This window comes from Nonomuraea sp. B19D2, assembly GCF_040137845.1.
Classification (GTDB): Bacteria; Actinomycetota; Actinomycetes; order Streptosporangiales; family Streptosporangiaceae; genus Nonomuraea.
In genome coordinates this window covers 195,851-209,859 of record NZ_JBEFAK010000005.1, presented here as the reverse complement: position 1 = coordinate 209,859, position 14,009 = coordinate 195,851, and the positions used below count along the sequence as shown (strand labels likewise).

14 protein-coding genes and 1 pseudogene are annotated in these 14,009 nt (G+C 72.8%); 10 read left to right on the top strand and 5 right to left on the bottom strand.

The features are described 5' to 3' along the window. Positions 1-127: 127 nt before the first annotated feature. The 10 genes and pseudogenes from ABN273_RS12230 to ABN273_RS12185 all read left to right on the top strand — a co-directional run. A complete protein-coding gene (locus ABN273_RS12230) occupies positions 128-1,759 on the top strand; it encodes a carbamoyltransferase family protein (protein WP_349448833.1) in 1,632 nt (543 codons plus the stop codon). Beyond that, positions 1,756-2,718, top strand: a complete 963-nt coding sequence (locus ABN273_RS12225) for a glycosyltransferase family 2 protein (protein ID WP_349448832.1) — start codon at positions 1,756-1,758, stop codon at positions 2,716-2,718. The genes ABN273_RS12230 and ABN273_RS12225 overlap by 4 nt, the downstream gene beginning before the upstream one ends. Beyond that, a complete protein-coding gene (locus tag ABN273_RS12220; RefSeq protein ID WP_349448831.1) occupies positions 2,715-3,887 on the top strand; it encodes a glycosyltransferase family 9 protein in 1,173 nt (390 codons plus the stop codon). The genes ABN273_RS12225 and ABN273_RS12220 overlap by 4 nt, the downstream gene beginning before the upstream one ends. Continuing rightward, positions 3,884-5,071, top strand: a complete 1,188-nt coding sequence (locus tag ABN273_RS12215) for a glycosyltransferase (protein WP_349448830.1) — start codon at positions 3,884-3,886, stop codon at positions 5,069-5,071. The genes ABN273_RS12220 and ABN273_RS12215 overlap by 4 nt, the downstream gene beginning before the upstream one ends. A 2-nt stretch (positions 5,072-5,073) precedes the next feature. Next, a complete protein-coding gene (locus tag ABN273_RS12210) occupies positions 5,074-5,622 on the top strand; it encodes a D-sedoheptulose-7-phosphate isomerase (protein WP_349448829.1) in 549 nt (182 codons plus the stop codon). Next, a complete protein-coding gene (locus tag ABN273_RS12205; RefSeq protein ID WP_349448828.1) occupies positions 5,619-6,965 on the top strand; it encodes a PfkB family carbohydrate kinase in 1,347 nt (448 codons plus the stop codon). The genes ABN273_RS12210 and ABN273_RS12205 overlap by 4 nt, the downstream gene beginning before the upstream one ends. Then, positions 6,962-7,636 (top strand): SDR family oxidoreductase, encoded by a 675-nt coding sequence (locus tag ABN273_RS12200; RefSeq protein ID WP_349448826.1) that lies wholly within the window; start codon positions 6,962-6,964, stop codon positions 7,634-7,636. The genes ABN273_RS12205 and ABN273_RS12200 overlap by 4 nt, the downstream gene beginning before the upstream one ends. Beyond that, the gene (locus ABN273_RS12195; protein ID WP_349448825.1) at positions 7,627-8,499 is read left to right on the top strand and encodes a glycosyltransferase family 9 protein; all 873 of its coding nucleotides are present in this window, start codon (positions 7,627-7,629) and stop codon (positions 8,497-8,499) included. Before ABN273_RS12200 ends, ABN273_RS12195 begins: the two co-directional genes overlap by 10 nt. Further along, positions 8,496-9,458, top strand: coding sequence for a UDP-glucuronic acid decarboxylase family protein (locus tag ABN273_RS12190; protein WP_349448824.1), 963 nt, complete (start codon positions 8,496-8,498; stop codon positions 9,456-9,458). Before ABN273_RS12195 ends, ABN273_RS12190 begins: the two co-directional genes overlap by 4 nt. 39 nt (positions 9,459-9,497) lie before the next feature. After that, positions 9,498-9,602, top strand: a pseudogene (locus tag ABN273_RS12185) (isochorismatase family protein); the annotation flags it as partial. A 21-nt stretch (positions 9,603-9,623) separates the two neighbouring features. Here the strand turns inward: ABN273_RS12185 and ABN273_RS12180 are convergent. From ABN273_RS12180 to ABN273_RS12160, 5 genes are all read right to left on the bottom strand, one after another. Then, a complete protein-coding gene (locus ABN273_RS12180) occupies positions 9,624-10,577 on the bottom strand; it encodes an NAD-dependent epimerase/dehydratase family protein (protein ID WP_349448823.1) in 954 nt (317 codons plus the stop codon). A 45-nt stretch (positions 10,578-10,622) separates the two neighbouring features. Continuing rightward, on the bottom strand, positions 10,623-11,444 hold the full coding sequence (locus ABN273_RS12175) for a class I SAM-dependent methyltransferase (RefSeq protein ID WP_349448822.1): 822 nt from the start codon (positions 11,442-11,444) through the stop codon (positions 10,623-10,625). Between the two features lie 2 nt (positions 11,445-11,446). Beyond that, complete coding sequence (locus ABN273_RS12170; protein ID WP_349448821.1) at positions 11,447-12,085, bottom strand: TetR/AcrR family transcriptional regulator; 639 nt, start codon at positions 12,083-12,085, stop codon at positions 11,447-11,449. 98 nt (positions 12,086-12,183) lie between these two features. Next, on the bottom strand, positions 12,184-12,675 hold the full coding sequence (locus ABN273_RS12165; protein ID WP_349448819.1) for a hypothetical protein: 492 nt from the start codon (positions 12,673-12,675) through the stop codon (positions 12,184-12,186). Positions 12,676-12,899: 224 nt separating this feature from the next. Further along, entirely contained in the window at positions 12,900-13,754 is an 855-nt protein-coding gene (locus ABN273_RS12160; RefSeq protein ID WP_349448818.1) for a PAC2 family protein, read from the bottom strand. Between the last annotated feature and the right edge of the window lie 255 nt (positions 13,755-14,009).

Genomic DNA, 14,009 nt, shown 5'->3' with positions numbered 1-14,009 from the left:
GGCAAACAACTACTCAGAGTGACGAATCCCAGGCGGTTACGCCTGTTTTCGCACCTCCTGGGCCTGGGGAATGTTTGGGCGTCGCTTCTCTCGGTAGCGGTTCTCGACATCTTCTGGGGGAGGAAAGATGAGGTTTCTCGGCATCAACGCGATCTTCCATGACCCGGCCGCCGCCCTGGTGGCCGACGGGAGGATCGTGGCCGCGGCGGAGGAGGAACGCTTCAGCCGCCGCAAACACGGCAAGCGGCCGCTGGCGTTCTCCGCGTGGGAGCTGCCCGAGCTGGCCGCCGCCTGGTGCCTGCGCGAGGCCGGGCTCTCCCCAGAGGACATCGACGCCGTCGCCTACTCCTACGACCCGACGCTGGTCGTGCAGCGGCCGGAGGGCGCCTGGGAGGACCTGCGCACGAAGTACGCCGTGCGCGCCCCGGCGTTCCTGGCCACGGCGCTGCCCGGGCTGGACCCCGGCCAGGTCACGTACGTGCCGCACCACGTGGCGCACGCCGCGTCGGCGGGGCTGGCCTCGCCGTGGCGGGACTGCGCGGTGCTGGTGTGCGACGGGCGGGGCGAGAACGTCTCGCACCTGGCGGGCCGCTACCGGGGCGGCGAGCTGGAGGTGCTGGCCACCCAGGAGCTGCCGCACTCGCTCGGCCTGATGTACGAGGACGTCACCGAGCACCTGGGCTTCCTGCGCTCCAGCGACGAGTACAAGGTCATGGCGATGGCCTCGTACGGCCGCCCGCGGCACCTGGAGGCGCTGCGCGAGGTGATCTACACGACCGGGGACGGCGGGTTCCGCGTGCACCCGGTCGACTGGAACGGCTACGCCAAGGCGCTGCGCAAGGGCGCGACCTGGACCTCCGACCATGCCGACCTGGCCGCCAGCGTGCAGGTCCGGCTGGAGGAGGTGCTGCTGGAGCTGGTGCGCTGGCTGCACGAGCGCACCGGCGAGCGGCGGCTCGCGCTGGCCGGCGGCGTGGCGCTGAACTGCGTGGCCAACACGCGGCTCCTGGACGAGGGGCCGTTCGACGAGGTGTGGGTGCAACCGGCGGCCGGCGACTCGGGCACCGCGCTGGGTGGAGCGCTCCATCTCGCGCAGGTCCACGGCGAGCCGGCCGGGCCGATGCCGGGCGCGGCGCTCGGGCGCGGCTTCACCGACGAGGAACTGGGCGCCTGGCTGGACGTGGCCCGCGTGCCGCACACCCGCCCCGCCGACCTGGCCGCCGCGGTGGCCGCCGAACTGGCCGCCGACAAGATCGTGGCCTGGTTCCAGGGACGGTCGGAGTACGGGCCGCGGGCGCTCGGGCAGCGGTCGCTGCTTGCCCATCCCGGGCACGCGCACAACACCGAGCGGCTGAACGACGTCAAGGGGCGCGAGCAGTTCAGGCCCGTCGCGCCGATGGTGCTGGAGTCGCGGGCCGCCGAGATCTTCGGGCGTGGGCCGGTGCCCTCGCCGTACATGCTGTTCGTCCACGACGTGCACCCGGACTGGGCGCCGCGCATCCCGGCGGTGGTGCACGTGGACGGGACCGCGCGCATCCAGACCGTCTCGCCCGGCGCCCAGCCGCTGATGGCGCGGGTGCTGAGCGAGTTCGAGGCGCGCACGGGGCTGCCCGTGGTGGTCAACACGAGCCTCAACACCGCCGGGCGGCCCATGGTCGACGATCCCCGTGACGCGCTGGAGTGCTTCGGGTCCGCGCCGGTGGACGTGCTCGCCCTGGGGCCGTACCTGGTGCGGCGCGGGGAGGTGTTCGCGGCGTGATCACCGTGGTGATCCCCACCGTCGGACGGCCCACGCTGCGCGACACGCTGGCGGGCCTCGGCTCCGGCATGCCGGTGATCGTGGTCGACGACACGCCTGCCGCCGACCTGTCCCTGCCCGATCACCAAGGACCCGTACAGATCGTCCGGTCCGGCGGGCGCGGGCCCGCGGCGGCGCGCAACGCCGGGTGGCGGGCCGCGCAGACGTCGTGGGTCGTGTTCCTGGACGACGACGTGGTCCCGTCGCCCGGATGGGCCGAGGCGGTCTGGAAGGACCTGGTCGACCTGCCCGACGACGTGGCCGGCAGCCAGGGGCGCATCGAGGTGCCGCGGCCGGCCGACCGGCGGCCAACCGACGCCGAGCGGAACACCGCCGGGCTCGCCGGCGCGCTGTGGGCGACCGCGGACATGGCCTACCGGCGGGCGGTGCTGGAGTCGGTCGGGGGGTTCGACGAGCGCTTCCCCCGGGCGTACCGGGAGGACGCCGACCTGGCGCTGCGCGTGTCGCGGGCGGGGCACCGGCTCGTCAGGGGCTCCAGGGTGACGACGCATCCGGTGCGCGCGGACGGCTTCTGGGCGAGCGTGCGCTTCCAGCGGGGCAACGCCGACGACGCGCTCATGCGCCGCCTGCACGGGCCCGGCTGGCGCACCGCCGTCGGCGGCGGGCGCGGCCGCCTGCGCGTCCACACGGCCACCACGGCCGCCGGTCTCGCCGCAATGACCCTGGCCGCGGCCGCCGCCCTCCGCACCCGCGAGCGCTCCGGCGCGGCGGGGGTACGGGTGCCGGCCGCGGTGGCGGTTGCCGCGTGGGCCGCGATGACCGCCGAGTTCGCGTGGCGGCGCATCGCGCCGGGGCCGCGTACCCCATGGGAGATGTGGCGGATGGTCGTCACCAGCGTCGTGATCCCGCCGGTCGCCTGCGCGCACCGGCTGCGGGGGGAATGGAGGGCGCGGCGATGAGCGGTCGCATGCCGGGAACGCTGTGCGGTCCGAGGCGGTGCAGGACGGTGGGCGCCGCCACGCGCGGGCCTGCCGAAGCCGTGCGCGAGCCCGCCACGACGGCGTCCGCCCAGCCGGAGCGGCGCCGGGACGCCCAGGACCGGGGCCGGGTGCTGGTGGCGCGGCTGGACGACGTGGGCGACGTGCTGCTGGCCGGACCGGCCGTCAGGGCCGTGCGCACGCTGGCCCGCGAGCTCGTCTTCCTGGCAGGGCCGAACGGCAGGCAGGCCGCCGAACTGCTGCCCGGCGTGGACCAGGTCATCGAGTGGCGGGCCCCGTGGATCGACCACACCCCGCCGCCCGTCAGCAAAGGACAGGTCGCCGACCTGCTCGCCAAGCTCACAGACGTGGACGAGGCGGTGATCCTCACCTCGTTCCACCAGTCGGCGCTCCCGCTGGCGCTCCTGCTCCGGCTGGCGGGCGTCCGCAGGATCACCGCCATCAGCAACGACTACCCCGGCTCGCTCCTGGACGTCCGGCACGTCGTGGACGAGAGCGTCGACGTGCCGGAGGCAGAGCGGATGCTGGCGGTCGCCAGGGCGGCGGGCTTCGAACTGCCGAAGGGTGATGACGGCAAACTCGCTGTTCGGCGGCCATTGCCGGATATAGGCCGAGAAATAGGGCACCTGCTCAGCGTCGGCGCCGATGCCGGCAAAGGCGCGTATGTCGTGGTGCACCCCGGGACATCGGCCCCCGCGCGGACCTGGCCGGCCGACCGGCATCGGCAGACCGTGCGGGAGCTGGTCGAGGACGGGCACCGGGTCGTCGTGACCGGCACAGAACGTGACCTCACCGCCTACGTGGCCGGCGACCTCGCGGCCGACCTCGGCGGCGTGACCACTTTCGCCCAACTGGCCGCCGTGATCGAGCGTGCCGGCGTGCTCGTGGCGGGCAACACCGGCCCCGCGCACCTGGCCGCGGCGGTCGGGACACCGGTCGTGAGCCTGTTCGCCCCCGTCGTTCCCGCAGTGCGGTGGGCCCCGTACGGGGTGCCCGCGGTGCTGCTCGGCGACCAAGAGGCGCCCTGCCGCGGAAGCAGGGCGCGCATCTGCCCGGTACCCGGACACCCGTGCCTGTCCCACGTGACAAGTGAGCAGGTGGTCAAGGCAGTGAGGGAGCTGGTTCAGTGAAGGTCGATCTCATCTCGGAGCACGCGGATCCGCTGGCGGCGATCGGCGGGGTCGACGCGGGCGGCCAGAACGTCCACGTCGCCGCGCTGGCGCTCGCGCTGGCCGGCCGCGGGCACACGATCGTCGTCCACACCCGGCGCTCATCCGAGCGGCAGCCCGAGTCGGTGACCATGGCGCCCGGCGTCACGGTCGAGTACGTCCCGGCAGGCCCCCCGGCCCCTATCCCCAAAGACGAGCTGCCCCCGTACATGACGGAGTTCACCGAGCGCCTGGCCGACCGGTGGGCCGCGAGCCCGCCGGACGTCGCGCACGCGCACTTCTGGATGAGCGGGCAGGCCGCGCTGCAGGCCGCAGAAGGGGTGCCGGTGGTGCAGACGTTCCACGCCCTCGGCACGGTCAAGCGGCGCTGGCAGGGCGACGCGGACACCAGCCCCGAGCACCGGATCCCCACCGAGTGCGAGATCGGCAAGCACGCCGACGCCGTCCTGGCCACCTGCGGCGACGAGGTGAACGAGCTGCGCGCGATGGGCATCCCCGAGCAGCGCATCACGGTCGTGCCGTGCGGGGTGGACCTGCGGGCGTTCTGCCCCGAGGGGCCGGTGGCGCCGCGCAGCGCGGGCAGGCTGATCCTCTGCATCGGCAGGATGGTGCCGCGCAAGGGCGTGGACACCGTGATCAGGGCGCTGCGCCAGGTCTCCGGCGCCGAACTGGTGATCGCGGGCGGCAGCCAGGACGACGACGAGGCGGTCAGGCTGCGCGAGCTGGCGCAGGCGTACGGGCTCGAACGCAGGGTGCACGTGATCGGCAGCGTGCCGCGCGAGCACGTCCCGGCGCTGATGCGCTCGGCCGACGTCGTGGTGACGGTGCCGTGGTACGAGCCGTTCGGCATGGTGCCGGTGGAGGCGATGGCGTGCGGCGTGCCGGTCGTGGCCTCGGCGGTCGGCGGGCACCTGGACACGGTCGCCGGCTGCGGCGTGCTGGTGCCGCCGCGCCGCCCGCGTGCCCTGGCCAGGGCGCTGCGCGACCTGCTCGGCGACCCGGACAAGCGGCTGGCGCTCGGCGCGGCCGGGGCGCGCAGGGCCCGCGAGAGGTACGGCTGGCCGCGCGTGGCCGAACTGACCGAGGCCGTGTACACGCAAGTGATCGACGGCAAGGTATGCCGCCTGGCCGCTCTGGGGGGTTGATCGTGGACGCACATCTGGAAAAGCTCTGGACGACCCTGGAGAAGGTCGATGACCAGGCGGTCACCGTCCGGGCCTGGGGCGGGAAACTGGCCGGCGTGCTGTCCGCCGGGGGCAGGCTGCTGGCCTGCGGCAACGGCGGCTCCGCCGCCGAGGCGCAGCACCTGACGGCCGAGCTGGTCGGCAGGTTCAGGGAGGACAGGCAGCCGTACGCGGCGATCCCGCTGCACGCCGACGGCTCGTCGCTGACGGCCATCGCCAACGACTTCGGCGCCGAGCAGGTCTACGCCCGCCAGGTGCGCGCCCACGGCAGGCCCGGCGACGTGCTGCTGTGCCTGTCCACCAGCGGCACCAGCCCGAACGTGCTGGCCGCGGCCAGGGCGGCGCAGGAGAGCGGCATCCTCGCCTGGGCCATGACCGGGCTCGCGCCGAACCCGCTGGCCGACCTGTGCGACGAGGCGGTCGCCGTGCCGGGGGAGGAGACGGCGACGGTGCAGGAGGTGCACCTCGCCCTGATCCACCTGCTGTGCGACGCGGTCGAGGAGGCACTGTGACGGCGCCCACCACGGGCCCGCTCGTCGTCATCGGGGACACGCTGCTGGACGTGGACGTCGAGGGCGACGCCGAGCGGCTATGCCCGGAGGCGCCGGTCCCGGTGGTGGACGTCTCCACCGAGCAGGCCCGTCCCGGCGGTGCCGGGCTGGCGGCGCTGCTGGCCGCCCGCGACGGCGCGGACGTCGTGCTGATCACCGCGATCGGCGACGACCCCGACGGCCGCCGCCTGTGCGGCCTGCTGTCGGAGGAGGTCGACCTGGTACGCCTGCCGCTGCGCGGCGGCACCGTGCGCAAGACCAGGGTCAGGGCACGCGGCCAGACCCTCCTCCGCCTGGACTCCGGCGACGGCACGGCCAGGTACGCCCCCACGGAGGAGGCCGTGCGGGCCGTCAGGCAGGCGGGCGCGGTGCTGGTCTCCGACTACGGCAGGGGCGTGGCCAGGATGGCCCGCGAGCTGCTGCGCGACACCGGCGTGCCGGTGGTGTGGGACCCGCACCCCAAAGGCGCGCAGCCCATGCCCGGGTGTGCGCTGCTCACGCCGAGCGAGGCGGAGGCCAAGGTGCTGTGCCGGTCCGGCTACCACGGCCCCGACCAGGCGGCCCGCTGCCTGGTGCGGGAGCTGCAGGCCGGGGCGGTGGCCGTCACGACCGGCGAGCGCGGGGCCGCGCTGGCCGTCAAGGGCGGCCCGCTCACCCAGGTCCCGCCGCCGGTCCTGGCCGGCAACCGGGACGCGTGCGGCGCCGGCGACCGGCTCGCCTCCGCCGCCGCGCTCGCGCTGCGCGACGGCAGCGGCATCCAGGAGGCGGTCATCATCGGCGTCGGCGAGGCGTCGCGCTTCGTGGAGCGCGGCGGGTCCGCCGGCGTGAAGGTCCAGGAGCAGCGGCTCGGCGACCGGCCGCGCACGGCGGTGGAGGTGGCCAGGCTCACCCGCGCGTACGGCGGCCGCCTGATCGCCACCGGCGGCTGCTTCGACCTGCTGCACGCCGGGCACGTGAGCCTGCTGCGGCGGGCCAGGGCGCTCGGCGACGCGCTCGTCGTCTGCGTCAACTCCGACACGTCGGTGCGCAGGCTGAAGGGCCCGTCCAGGCCGATCGTGGACGTGCGCGACCGGGTCGAGGTGCTGCGGGCGCTGGGCTGCGTGGACGCGGTGCTGGTGTTCGACGAGGACACCCCGGCGCGCGCCATCGAACTGCTACGTCCCGACGTGTGGGTGAAGGGCGGCGACTACGAGGGGGAAGTGCTGCCCGAGTCCAAGGTCCTGGCCGCGCTCGGCGCGGAGATCGTCGTGCTGAGCACGCTGCCGGGACGTTCGACAACGAATCTGATCAGGGAGATCCAATGAACATATTGATCACCGGGGGAGCCTCCGGGCTGGGCCTGGCCACCGCCGAAGCCGTGGAGAAGGAGGGCTGGCGGGCGCTGGTCGTCGACAAGCGCCCGCCCGGCCAGCACTTCGAGCACGTCACAGCCGACCTGGCCGACAGAGGGGAGGCCGAGCGGGCGGTACGCGAGCTGGCCGAGCGGGCCGGCGGGCTGGACGGCGTGGTGACGGCCGCGGGCATCGACGCCTGCGGGCGGCTGGAGGACGTGGCCGCCGACGACTGGGAGCGGGTCATCCGGGTGAACCTGCTCGGCACGGCCTCGGTCGTGCGGGCGGCGCTGCCGTACCTCAAGCACACCCGCGGCAAGATCGTCACCTGCGCGTCCACGCTCGGGCTGCGGCCGCTCAGCGACGCCTCGGCTTACTCGGCGTCGAAGTTCGGCGTCGTCGGCTTCACCAGGGCCCTCGCCGTCGAGTTGCGCGGCGAGGTCGGCGTGACGCTGCTCGTCCCGGGTGGCATGCGCACGGCCTTCTTCGACGGCCGGCCGGAACAGTACAAACCGGGCCCGGAGGCCGGGCTGAACGATCCGGCCGACGTCGCCCAGACCGTGGTCTTCGCGCTGCGGCAGCCGGCCGGATGCGAGGTGAGAGAGCTCGTCGTCTGCCCGTCCACGGAGACGTCATGGCCCTAGAACTCCTCGCGCTGCGCGGGCTCGGCCTGGGCGACCTGCTCACGGCCGTGCCCGCGCTGCGGGCGCTGCGCCAGGCCTTTCCCCGGCACCGGATCACGCTGGCCGCGCCGCGGGCGCTGGCGGCCCTGCTGCCGCTGACCGCCGCCGTGGACGACCAGGTCGATGTGTCGGGCCCGGGACCCGTGCCGTTCGAGCGGCCCGACATCGCGGTGAACCTGCACGGCAAGGGGCCGCAGAGCATCGAGGCGCTGCGGCGCACGGACCCGGGCCGGTTGATCAGCTTCGGCACGGGGCCGCCGTATCCGGAGGGCGTGCACGAGGTGCGGCGCTGGTGCGGGCTGCTGGAGTGGCACGGCATCCCCGCCGACCCCGCGGACCTGACGCTCGGCATCTCCGACCGTACGGGGCCCGCGATCGTGCATCCGGGCGCCGCCTATCCCGCGCGGCGCTGGCCGCCCGAGCGGTTCGCCGAGGTGGCGGTGGCACTCGAAGACGTGGTCGTCACGGGGAACGCCAAGGAGGTGCCGCTGGCCAGGAAGGTCGCCGAGCTGGCGGGGCTGCCGCCGGAGCGGATGCTGGCCGGGCGCACCGGGCTGGCCGACCTGATCGACCTGGTGAGCAGGGCGCGGCTGGTGGTCTGCGGGGACACCGGCGTCGCGCACCTGGCGACGGCGTTCTGCGTGCCGTCGGTGGTGCTGTTCGGGCCGGTGTCACCCGCTCTGTGGGGGCCGCCGCCCGGCTGGCGCCATGTGGCGCTGTGGGCGGGCAGGAACGGGGATCCGCACGGGCAACGGCCCGACCCCGGCCTGCTGAAGATCGAGGTTTCCGAAGTCGTCGACGCTGTCTTGGAGGTCACGTCATGAGGGCTCTGGTCACCGGGGGCGCCGGGTTCCTCGGCTCCTACCTGTGCGAGCGGCTGCTGGAGGAGGGTGCGGAGGTCATCTGCATGGACAGCTTCCTCACCGGCGGCCCGCGCAACGTCGAGCACCTGATCGACCGGCCCGAGTTCCGGATCATCGAGTGCGACCTGACCGGGTACGTGCACGTGCCGGACCGGCTGGATCTCGTCCTGCACTTCGCCTCGGCCGCCTCGCCGGCCGACTACCTGCGCTACCCGATCGAGACCCTGCGGGTCGGCAGCGTCGGCACGCTGCACGCGCTCGGGCTGGCCAGGGAGAAGGGTGCCAGGTTCATCCTGGCCTCCACCAGCGAGGTGTACGGCGATCCGCTCGAGCATCCGCAGCGCGAGACGTACTGGGGCAACGTCAACCCGGTCGGCCCGCGCAGCGTCTACGACGAGGCCAAGCGCTTCGCCGAGTCCTTGACCACCGCCTACCGGCACTCCCGCGGCACCGACACCGGGATCGTGCGCATCTTCAACACCTACGGGCCGCGCATGCGCCCGTTCGACGGCCGGGCGATCCCGACGTTCATCAGGCAGTCGTTGCGAGGCGAGTCCATCACGATCACCGGCGACGGCTCGCAGACGCGCTCCATCTGCTACGTCGAGGACACCGTCTCCGGGATCCTGGCCATGGCCCGCAGCGACTTCGCCGGGCCCGTCAACATCGGCAACCCGGCCGAGCTGACCATGCTCGAGCTGGCCGCGAGGATCCGGGACCTGGCCGGGTCGTCGTCGGAGATCGAGTTCATCGACCGCCCGGCCGACGATCCCCGGGTCCGCCGCCCCGACACCGCGCTGGCGGCCGATCGGCTCGGCTGGCAGGCGCAGGTGCCCGCGGACGAGGGGCTGCGCCGCACCATCGAGTGGTTCGCGGCCGAGCTGGCCACCGCCGAGCAGCTCGAGCAGCTCCAGGTCTGAGCATGCCGCGGACCGCCATGGTCGTCATGGACATGCAAGGTGCGCCACAGCGCGTTCTACGGGACGTCGCTGGAGTACCTGCTGAGACAGCGGGACGTACGCACGGTGCTGCTGGCCGGGCAGGTCACCGAGCAGTGCGTCCTGTACAGCGCGCGACTGCCTGGCTCAGCGCTCGTTACCCGCGCGCAGCCAGGTGAGGTAGTCGGCGACCGCCCGCTCGGTGTCGTACGCGGGCTCGTACCCCGTGTCCTCGCGCAGCCGGGTGGTGTCGAGCCAGCAGCCGGGCACCGCGGGGTCGCGGCCCTCGGGGAGGTCGGCGCGGGCATCGGGGACCAGCTTCCTGATCGCCGCGACGACCTCGCCGTTGGTCGTCAGCCTCCCGGAGGCCACGTTGTACGTGCGATGCGCCAGCCGGTCGGCGAGCTGGAGCAGCGCGATCGCGCGGCCGCAGTCCTTCACGTAACACATGTCGATGCCGTCGCCCAGGTGCGCGCCGGCGCGCAGTGTGGACAGGTCGGGCTCGGCGCCCCGGGCGGCGGCGTGCACGAGCTGGGGCGCGGCGAAGAACGGCGACCGGGTGTGGCCGAGCGGGCCCCAGATGGCGGCGATGCGGTAATTGACCACGTCGAGGCCCATGGCTCCCGCGAGGTGGTCGCCGAGCAGCTCGCCGATCTTCTTGAACGCCGGGATCGGATGGCCGGCCGTCATCGGCAGTGGCACGTCCTCCTTGAGCGCGCCCTCGCCGGGCACGCCGCCGTACACGCCGATCGTGCTGGCCACGCCGACCCGCGCCACCTGCCACTCGCGCGCGGCGCGGAACACGTTCAGCAGGCTGCGCACGGCCTGCTCCGCGCCCTCCAGCGGCTGGTACGCGCCCGGCGGCCACGGGACCGAGCCGGCGAGGTGCACGATGCCGGTGATCTCGTGGCGCTTGCCGAGCTCCAGGAGCGACGACTCGTCGGTGAGGTCGGCCTGCTCGACGACGACGGGCTCGCCGGCGAACGTCTCGGGCACCACGGCTGGCCTGCGCTGGACGAGCAGGCAGGACTCGCCGAGGTCGAGCAGGGCCCGGGTGGTGTGCGTGCCGATGAAGCCCAGCCCGCCGGTGATCAGAATCATGGTCAGCTCCACAAATCATCAGTGATACTGACGATCAGTCTATCCCTAGAAGCGATAGTGGAGAATCACGTTCCCTTTCCGCGACAAGGCCGCGCTGGGCGCGGACAGGCGGGTCAGCAGGCGCAGGGCCGTCGGGAACTCGGCGACCTCCGGCTCCCGCGTCATCAGGATCTCCTTGACGAGCTTCAGCCTGGGGTTCCAGCGTTCGGGCTCCCTGGGGTCGTCGAGGCCGGGGAACTTGGCGACGTTCACGACGTTCTTGCCGACGGCGGCGTGCTTCTGGGCCCAGACGGCGAACTTGCTGTAGCCGTTGAAGGCGATCTCTCCGCTGGGGAAGTGGCCGATGAGGCGGTCCACCAGGGAGCTCATTTCTTCTTCTGAGAGGAACGCGATCAGCCCGTCGGCGACGATCACCGCGGGCCGGTCGGTGGGCAGGGCCTCCAGCCACGCGGGGTCGAGGACGTCGGCGCCGATGTCGTGGGGCCTGGCGCGCTCCGGCAGCAGCCGCTGCCGCGCGGTGATGACCTCGGGGAAGTCGACGTCGTGCCAGTCGGCGGTGGGCGGCGGGGTGATGCGAAGCGCCCGGCTGTCCAGGCCGGCCCCGAGGTCGAGGCCGATCGCGTCGGGGTGGCGGGCGATGAACCGCTGGGCGATCTCGTCCAGCTTCTTGGCCCGGTGCGCGATGAAGATGGCGCTGGCCGAGGGGATGTGGAGCTTCTCGTAGTCGTAGTCGACCGCCCGCACGATCTCGTCGGCCATCTCGTCGCCCAGAATGGGGTGGGGCAGGCGGTTGTCGAGGGCCCTGCCGCACAGCGTCAGCCACAGGGTCTCCTGCAGCGGCGTGAGGGTCGGAATCGCGACTGCCATCGTCATTCATCCCTTTTCTCTTGTGAGGCCTCCAAGGCGGCCCTGGCCGCCTTCAGCGGAGCGTCGTCCGCGTACAGGCCGTGGGTGTAGAGCTCCAGCGTCGGCAGCGCCAGCCGCCGCAGCACCTCGGGGCCGAAGCCGTCGAACCCGAGCGCGCGGGTCAGCGGCGGCGCCATGGTCAGCGTGGCCAGGCTGGTCAGCACGGTGAGCACGGCCAGCGCCCGCACGTCCGAGTACGGGCGGATGGAGCCCTCCGCCATGCCGGCGCGCAGGATCGACTCCGACTCGGCCACCAGCGTGTCGACCAACCTGCCGGCGGCCGGCGTGTCCTCCTCGATCGCGCGGACCATGTACCGCACGTGGAGGTGGTACTCCTCCGGGTTCGACATGAACTCGCGCAGCAGGTCGGCCGTCCCGGCCTCGTGCGAGCGCCGGACCAGCACGCCCAGCACGTGGTCGTCGCAGACGCTCCGGAGCTTCTCCTTGCTGCCGAAGTGGTGGATGACCAGGCCGGCGCTCACCCCCGCCGTGGCGGCGACGGCCCGCAGGTTCGTCTTCTGGAAGCCGTCGCGGGCGAAGTGGGCGATGGCCGCGTCGCGGATCTTGGCCTGCGCGGTCAGGTCCGAATGCGCTGAACACATGTTTAGGAGGCTAAACGTGTGTTCAATCCTTTGGCAAGCGCGCAGCCAGGCGTGTGCTCGGGAAACGACGGCTCGCGACGGGGGTCGCGGGCAGGGTGTCAGGCGGGGACGGGCTCCAGTCGCAGCTCGCGCACGATCTCCTCGGCGCTGGCGTCGAGCGACGGGCCCGCGTCGCCGCCGATGAACATCTCGATGTAGGCCCGGTGGAAGCAGCCCGCGATGAGCAGTCGCGCGCTCGCCTCCGGGTCCACGTCCGGGCCCACCCGGCCGAGCTCCTTCTCGGCCGCCAGGTACGCGGCCAGCGGGGCCGCCTCGGTGCTCGGCCCGAGGCCCGTGTCCCGGATGGCCTCGCGGAAGCGGACCGTCACGGTGGGCGAGGTGAAGGCGGGCAGTGCCGCGCTCTGTACGTCGATGTAGTACTCGATACCTGCTCGCGCAATGGGGAGAAGATTGTCCGCAACACACCCTTTCCCGATGCGGTGGGAAAGATCGTGGAGAATGCTCAGCCAGAGCGGGAGTCGGTCCTGCAACAGTGCGAGGAAGTAGTCCACGGAACCGCCGGGCCGGTCATCCCGGAGGGAGACGGCCATCTCGAGAACGCGGCGCCGGGTGTCCTGACTTCTTTGGTACGGGTCTACATGGGAAGTCGCCATGGCGTGCCTAACGTGCGCGGTCGGTTGAGCAGGCATCACGGCGCGAAGCCGAGGTTTTCAGGACTTCTCGTCGGAATCAGGAGTCCCAACTTGGGACGCATCTTGTAGGCCCTGATTATTACTCGAAATCCCGAAAAAATGGCGGTTTCTATTTCTGAGGGTTAGCTGTCAGTGTCCCGGTCCCTGCGCCGCAGGTAACGCTCGAACTCGGCCGCGATCGCGTCGCCGCTGGCCTCGGGCAGCTCGGCGGCGTCCTTGCGCTCCTCCAGCTCCTTGACGTAGTCGGCCACCTCGCTGTCCTGGGAGGCCAGCTCGTCGACGCCGCGCTCCCACGCCCGGGCCTCCTCGTCGAGGTCGCCCAGGGGCATCGGGATCTCCAGCACGTCCTCCAGGCGGCGCAGCAGCGCGAGCGTCGCCTTCGGGTTGGGCGGCTGGGCGACGTAGTGCGGCACCGACGCCCACAGCGAGATGGCGTCGAGCCCCGCCTCGCCGAACGCGTGCTGCAGCACCCCGACGATCCCCGTCGGGCCCTCGTAGCGGCTCAGCTCGAGGTTCGTCGAGCGGGCGAGCGCCGCGTCCGTCGCACCCCCGAGGATGGGCACGGGCCGGGTGTGCGGTGAGTCGTTGAGCAGCGCGCCCAGCATCACGGCCAGCTCCACGCCCAGCTCGCGGCAGATCTCGATGATGTCGGCGCAGAACGAGCGCCAGCGCATGTTGGGCTCGATGCCGCGCAGCAGCACGACGTCGCGCTCCAGCCCCGGCGGGCGGGCGCGCAGCAGCCGCGTCGTCGGCCACACGATGGACCGCGTCAGCCCATCGCCCGTCTCCACCACGGGCCGGGTCACCTGGAAGTCGTAGTAGTCGTCGGGGTCGAGGGCGATCAGCGGCTCGGCCTTCCAGGCCGACTCGAGATGGGCGATCACACCGCTGGAAGCCTCGCCCGCGTCGTTCCACCCCTCGAACGCGGCTATGAGCACCGGGTCAACGAGCTCGGGGAGCCCTTCGAGCTCTATCACGTGTCGCCTCCTCTCTTCACCGTCCCGCTTAGCCTATGCGGTCGGGGGGAGTCAGCGTCACCGATCTCCCTGTGAACCCGGGCCTCGTCTTGCCGGCGCACGCGCGAACCGCGCATTCGCCGTGCCGCCTTCGTCCCCCGGCGAAGGCCCCGGCACACCCGCCGGCCGGCCCGCGTCCGCGTCGCGGGGTGAGTACCCCGTGCGCCTCCTCGCGCGCGTGCGCGGGCGCGGGCGCCTCAAAAGAGGGAGGGGAGC

What these genes read in the sequence shown, in the direction of transcription:
- ABN273_RS12230 (WP_349448833.1), top strand. Translation starts at nt 128, where the DNA reads ATGAGGTTTCTCGGCATCAACGCGATCTTCCATGACCCGGCCGCCGCC.
- ABN273_RS12220 (WP_349448831.1), top strand. Translation starts at nt 2,715, where the DNA reads ATGAGCGGTCGCATGCCGGGAACGCTGTGCGGTCCGAGGCGGTGCAGG.
- ABN273_RS12200 (WP_349448826.1), top strand. Translation starts at nt 6,962, where the DNA reads ATGAACATATTGATCACCGGGGGAGCCTCCGGGCTGGGCCTGGCCACC.
- ABN273_RS12195 (WP_349448825.1), top strand. Translation starts at nt 7,627, where the DNA reads ATGGCCCTAGAACTCCTCGCGCTGCGCGGGCTCGGCCTGGGCGACCTG.
- ABN273_RS12190 (WP_349448824.1), top strand. Translation starts at nt 8,496, where the DNA reads ATGAGGGCTCTGGTCACCGGGGGCGCCGGGTTCCTCGGCTCCTACCTG.
- ABN273_RS12180 (WP_349448823.1), bottom strand. Translation starts at nt 10,577, where the DNA reads ATGATTCTGATCACCGGCGGGCTGGGCTTCATCGGCACGCACACCACC.
- ABN273_RS12175 (WP_349448822.1), bottom strand. Translation starts at nt 11,444, where the DNA reads ATGGCAGTCGCGATTCCGACCCTCACGCCGCTGCAGGAGACCCTGTGG.
- ABN273_RS12170 (WP_349448821.1), bottom strand. Translation starts at nt 12,085, where the DNA reads ATGTGTTCAGCGCATTCGGACCTGACCGCGCAGGCCAAGATCCGCGAC.
- ABN273_RS12165 (WP_349448819.1), bottom strand. Translation starts at nt 12,675, where the DNA reads ATGGCCGTCTCCCTCCGGGATGACCGGCCCGGCGGTTCCGTGGACTAC.